Below are 4,497 nucleotides of genomic sequence, written 5' to 3' on the forward strand. Positions count from 1 at the left end.
GAGGAGGAGGCCCGGGCGGCGGCGGCCGACCTGCTCGACGAGGCGCGGGAGCGGCACCGGGAGGCGCTCCAGTCGGCCGAGGAGGTCGTGCGCTACGAGGCCGAGCTGCGGGCGGACCTGGACGGCCAGGTCGCCGGCCTCCGCGAGATCCTGCACGCCCTGGAGCGGCAGCGCGGCACCCTCCCGGGCCCGCCCGCCAACGGCCGCCCGCGCCAGCTGCTGATCCCCGTCCCCCCGCCCGAGCCCGAGGCGGAGGCGGCGGAGCCCGAGCACCATGAGACCGGGGAGGAGCCGACCTCCGACTCCGCCCCGGCGGCGGAGGCGGCGAAGGCCGACGCCGTGCCGGCCCAGCAGCGGGAGGCCGCTCCCGCCCGGCGACCGGAGACACGCTCGCCCCGGCAGCCGAACGCCCAACGAACCCCCGCCTAGGCTTCCCGGGCAGGCTCCTGCCTAGCTTTGTCCCGGAAGCAACCTCAACCACGCGCGCGAACGCGCTACCTGCACGGTGAAGCGAAGCCGAAGGCGAGCGCAACCGGGCAGATCGCGAAGCGATGCCGCGTTCGCCCAGACACGGTCACGTAGCGAGCCCCTGGGCGAGCGAAGTGGGCCGGGTCTCTATTTACGCTTCGCTTTCACTGTGCAGTCGAGGCGGGTCACGACGGTGCCGTCCGGGCCGGTCTGCAGCCGGTCGTGCTCGACGGCGCGCTGGACCTCCCACTCGGCGGGGTCGAGGTCGAGGGCGGTGACGACCTCGGCGGCGGTGGGCAGGAAGTTGTGGGCGTCCGGGGCCCACGGCGGCGGGCCCGCGTGCCCCTCGACCAGCAGCGTCCCGCCGGGGGCGACGGCGTCGCGCGCCGCGCGCAGGATCTCCTCGGAGACCGGCGCTGCGGGGGAGTGCAGGAACTGCGAGGTCACCAGGTCGAAGCGGCCCTCGGGGAACGACTCGGACAGGTCGCGGCGCTGGAACTCGATGGCGTCCGCGGTCCCGGTCTCCGCGGCGTGCTCGATCGCGCGGCCGATCGCGACGCCCGACACGTCCACGGCCGTGACCTTCCAGCCCTGCCGCGCCAGCCAGACGGCGTCCGCGCCCTCGCCGCAGCCGAGGTCGAGGGCCGTTCCGGGGGTGAGGTCCGCGACCTCGGCCACGAGAGCGGCGTTGGGTTCGCCGCTCCAGATGTGCCCGTGGCCGTGGTTGCCGTAGCGCTCGTCCCAGAACTGTTCGTTCGTCGGTTCCTCTGTCATGCGGCCAGCATCGCCAGCGCCCTCCGGAAAGGGCAAACTCCGTTGCGGTTTCGGCAACGGAGTCAGAGGGCGGTGTTCTCCTCGTCCATGTAGGCCAGGGGGTCGGGGCCGCCCGCTTGGATCACCGCGTTCCGGACGGTCTGGACGATGCGCTCGTGGCCCCGGCCGAGGCTCCACGTCCGGCATGTCCGGCCGGACGTGTCGCGGATCAGGAGCTTCGGCCATTGCGGCCCGGGCCCGCCGGGGTGGTTCTCCTGGAGGAAGCCGATGTCGGCGAGCCGGAACACGTGGGCGCCGAACGTCCGGTGGACGGTCAGGGTGTCCGGGCCCAGCGCGATCCGGCGGTGGAACGCCGCGCGCAGCGGGACGGCGACCAGCAGCACCAGCCCGAGGAGAGCCGGGCCGAGCGTGGTGGGTTCGGCCAGGCGTCCCGGGACCCCGCCGACGGCCGCGAGGACGACGACGACGTAGAGCACCGGGAGGGCGAGCGGCGCGGAGCGGAAGCCCGTCCAGGTCTCGGACACGGTTCCGGGCTCGGGGAAGGGGCCGGGGCCGGGAGCGGGGTGGGGCATGGGCTCAGGCACCGAGGTTCAGCTTCCGGTTGATCTCGCCGGGCGGCGGGACGTTGCTGTGGTCGTCCTCCTCGTTCTGCCCGAGCCCGGCGGCGATCTTGGTTCCGGCCGCGATCGCGCCGTCCTTGGGGTCGTACTGGAACGGCTTGGTCGCACCGCCGGCCCCGTTGAGGGCGGTGCGCGCGTCCCGGCCGTCCGACACCAGGTCGCGGCCGAGGCCGCCCGGGCCGAGGGCGCGGTTGCCGCCCTTGCCGGTCAGCTTCCACACCGCCGAGTTCCGCAGCGCCTTGAGCTTGGTGACGATCCGGCGGATGGCGTCGGCCATCTTCCGGAAGACGGCCAGCACCTTCTGGACGATCCGGGCGCCGCGGCTGGTCGCGACGGCGGCCTCGGCGGTGGTCGCGCCCGCGGCGGCGGCCTCGCTCGCGCCGAGCGTCGGGATCGCGGCGGCCTGCGCGGCCAGCCAGGTGATGATCAGCCACTCGACGAACTGCGAGATCAGGTCCTTGAGTAGGGACATCGCGGTGTCGCAGAGCGAGGCGGTGAGGGCGAGCAGGCCCTTGATGTCGCCGATCGCGGCGGCGGTGTCCCGCGTCCCCTGGATGAACTCCTCGATCCGCGCCTTGCCCGCCTCGCTGGCCGGGCCGGTCCAGGTCTCCAGGTCCTTGGCCAGGTCCGTGCCCATCTGGTCGGCGAGCGCGACCAGGTCCTTGCCGACCTTGTCCCACTCCTTGCGGTGGTCGCCGATCGCGCCGTCGTCGCCGGTGACCCAGGTGAGCATGTCGTGCAGCGGCTTGATCACGTCGATCAGGAAGCCGACCCCCGCGCCCACCAGCGCGCCGAGCGGGTCCATCCACGCGGTGAACAGGCCGTAGCCGAGGTCCGCGACGTCCCCGGCGATCGAGCTGTAGTCCTCGTTCTGGTAGTGCTCCCAGCCCTTGGCGCCCTGGCTCCACAGGAGGACGTTGCCCTGGCCCGCCTTGGCCGGGTCGTCGAAGATCTGCACCATCGCGCGGTCAGTCCTTTCCCGCCGGGCCCGGCTTGATCTCCGGGCGGTCGGCCTCCAGCGCGGAGATCTTCGCGAGGATCCGCTCGTTGGCGCCCGCGTAGTTGCGCGCGGTCGCCTCGATCCCGCCCTCGATCCCGCGCAGCGACCTGACCAGCAGGTCCAGGTGCTCGTTGACGTCCTTGGCGGCCTCGTCGTAGTGCGCGCTGAAGATCATGCCGACCGCGCCCCACTCGTGGCCGCTGATGTGGATGCCCTTGGCCGCGCCCTGGATCGTCATCGCCGAGTCGCTCAGCCGGTCCGCGCTCTCGGCGGCCGACAGCAGCTTCCCGACGTCGTGGGTGGTCTCGGTCATCGCCGCTCCTCCCGGTCGTCGCGCGGCGGCGCGGGCAGCCGGGAGTGGACGAGCGCCTCGACGTCCATTCCGGCGGGGGCGAGCGGCGCGACGGCCGCGGCCATCCGGCGGGACACGTCGGCGCTCGCCGCGGCGATGGTGCTCATCAGCGTCGCCGACAACTGCGCGGCGCTCTGCCGGAGCGCCCGCTCGCTGAGGTCGATGCCGGTGACGGCGCCGCCGGGGGCGACGGTGACCGTGACGAGGCCGTCCGCGGACTGCGCGGTGCTGCGCATCGCGGCGATCTGCTCGCGCATCTCCGCGTAGCGTTCGAGCTTCTCCGCGGCGTCCTTGGTCAGATTCTCCAAAGCCTTTTCGATGGCTTCGGGAGACTGGTCGAGCACGGTTCGCCCCCGGGGGGAAGGAGGGATGAGGCGTGAGAGCGTAGGCGATGCGTTAACCGCGTCGCAAGGTAAAGCCGAGCTTTCCGGCGGGCCGGAATGTGACGTGCAAAAGGCCGGAGACATGAAGGGGACGTGAATTCCCACCGGGTGCGAACGGTGCGGAAAGTCCGCGGGCCGCTCGCCGGATAGTCCCCGGGTCGGTTCCCGGGAGGTCGTCAGGCCGAGGTCAGGGCGGCGTCGACGGCCTCGGGGGCGAGGGTGTGGTCGAGCACCATGGCGGCGCAGCCGGTGAGGCCCGCGAGCTCGCCGAGGCGGCTCGGCTCGATCCGCAGGGTGCGGGTGGCGAGGGCGGTCGCGCGCCGGTAGACGACCTCGCGGACGCCCGCGACCAGCGGCTCGTACGCGGCGGTGAGGTCGCCGCCGAGGATGACGACGGCCGGGTTCAGGATGTTCACGGCGGCGGCGATGACCTCGCCGAGGCGGCGGCCCGCGTCCCGGACGAGCAGGACGGCCTCGGCGTCCTGCTCCTGCGCGCGCGACACGAGCGTGGGCAGGTCGGGGGCGCTGGACAGGGCGACGAGCGCCGCGCCTCCGGCGACCGCCTCCACGCAGTCGAGGTTGCCGCAGCGGCAGGTGACCCCGGGGCCGTCCGCGACGGGGACGTGCCCGATCTCGCCGGCCGCCCGCTGCGCGCCGCGCTGGATCCGCCCGCCGGAGATCAGGCCCGCGCCGATGCCGGTGGAGACCTTCACGAACAGCAGGTCCTCGACGCCGGGGTGGTGGACGCGGTGCTCGCCGAGCGCCGCGACGTTGACCTCGTTGTCCAGCAGGACGGGCACGCCGAAGCGCTCGGCCACCGGGCCGGTGTCCCACAGGTCGAAGTCGGCCGGGTCGGGCGCGCCGATCCCGACGCCGCGCACGGCCGAGGCGTCCAGCCCG

6 protein-coding genes and 1 pseudogene are annotated in these 4,497 nt (G+C 73.6%); 1 reads left to right on the forward strand and 6 read right to left on the reverse strand.

Annotated features, from left to right (window positions below):
• A pseudogene (locus tag AB0J52_RS28885) lies at positions 1–429 on the forward strand (hypothetical protein); the annotation flags it as partial.
• Positions 430–615: 186 nt separating this feature from the next.
• Here the strand turns inward: AB0J52_RS28885 and AB0J52_RS28890 are convergent.
• From AB0J52_RS28890 to AB0J52_RS28915, 6 genes are all read right to left on the reverse strand, one after another.
• Positions 616–1,242 carry a class I SAM-dependent methyltransferase gene (locus AB0J52_RS28890; protein WP_500185655.1) on the reverse strand — a complete coding sequence of 209 codons (627 nt, stop codon included), beginning with the start codon at positions 1,240–1,242 and terminating at the stop codon, positions 616–618.
• A 62-nt stretch (positions 1,243–1,304) separates the two neighbouring features.
• Entirely contained in the window at positions 1,305–1,826 is a 522-nt protein-coding gene (locus AB0J52_RS28895) for a hypothetical protein (RefSeq protein WP_500185656.1), read from the reverse strand.
• Positions 1,819–2,823: a WXG100 family type VII secretion target gene (locus AB0J52_RS28900; protein ID WP_500185657.1), complete on the reverse strand. Its 1,005-nt coding sequence runs from the start codon at positions 2,821–2,823 to the stop codon at positions 1,819–1,821. Before AB0J52_RS28900 ends, AB0J52_RS28895 begins: the two co-directional genes overlap by 8 nt.
• A gap of 7 nt (positions 2,824–2,830) precedes the next feature.
• The gene (locus tag AB0J52_RS28905) at positions 2,831–3,175 is read right to left on the reverse strand and encodes a hypothetical protein (protein ID WP_500185658.1); all 345 of its coding nucleotides are present in this window, start codon (positions 3,173–3,175) and stop codon (positions 2,831–2,833) included.
• Positions 3,172–3,522, reverse strand: a complete 351-nt coding sequence (locus AB0J52_RS28910; RefSeq protein ID WP_500185659.1) for a YbaB/EbfC family nucleoid-associated protein — start codon at positions 3,520–3,522, stop codon at positions 3,172–3,174. Before AB0J52_RS28910 ends, AB0J52_RS28905 begins: the two co-directional genes overlap by 4 nt.
• A 251-nt stretch (positions 3,523–3,773) precedes the next feature.
• Positions 3,774–4,497, reverse strand: a 724-nt coding sequence (locus tag AB0J52_RS28915; protein ID WP_500185661.1) for an ROK family protein, incomplete at its 5' end; no start/stop codon positions are given.

Origin of the sequence: Spirillospora sp. NPDC049652 (assembly GCF_040675125.1) — a bacterium.
Taxonomy (GTDB): domain Bacteria; phylum Actinomycetota; class Actinomycetes; order Streptosporangiales; family Streptosporangiaceae; genus Spirillospora.

Coding starts and splice junctions, on each gene's coding strand:
- AB0J52_RS28890 (WP_500185655.1), bottom strand. CDS start 1,242: ATGACAGAGGAACCGACGAACGAACAGTTCTGGGACGAGCGCTACGGC.
- AB0J52_RS28900 (WP_500185657.1), bottom strand. CDS start 2,823: ATGGTGCAGATCTTCGACGACCCGGCCAAGGCGGGCCAGGGCAACGTC.
- AB0J52_RS28905 (WP_500185658.1), bottom strand. CDS start 3,175: ATGACCGAGACCACCCACGACGTCGGGAAGCTGCTGTCGGCCGCCGAG.